The organism is Nocardioides malaquae (genome assembly GCF_015070385.1).
In the GTDB taxonomy this organism is placed as follows: domain Bacteria; phylum Actinomycetota; class Actinomycetes; order Propionibacteriales; family Nocardioidaceae; genus Nocardioides; species Nocardioides malaquae.
The window spans coordinates 1-245 of sequence record NZ_JADCSA010000967.1; the positions used below are offsets into that span (position 1 = coordinate 1).

Below are 245 nucleotides of genomic sequence, written 5' to 3' on the forward strand. Positions count from 1 at the left end.
GACCATGGTATTTCACTGAATGCACAATGAATCGCGAATATATGAAAGTTTCATTTTATTTTATTTTATATTTTACAGAAGAAAATTTACTTTTACACAATATTCAATTATTTTGGCATGGCTCTGTTTATGGACAAGGGGAACTGTCACGTGACCAATTGCTTTCCACAGACCCGCTTTGATTTAGGGCTGCACAATATATCACAAAAGACAACCATATTGTGATATATTACCCTGGGCAACAT

The 245-nt window shown here is 34.3% G+C and carries 1 protein-coding gene; it reads left to right on the forward strand.

Annotated elements, in window-relative coordinates; all coding sequences use genetic code 11:
• Positions 1 to 182: hypothetical protein (locus IEQ44_RS17435; protein WP_227487703.1), on the forward strand; the 182-nt coding region annotated here is incomplete at its 5' end.
• Positions 183 to 245 lie beyond the last annotated feature (63 nt).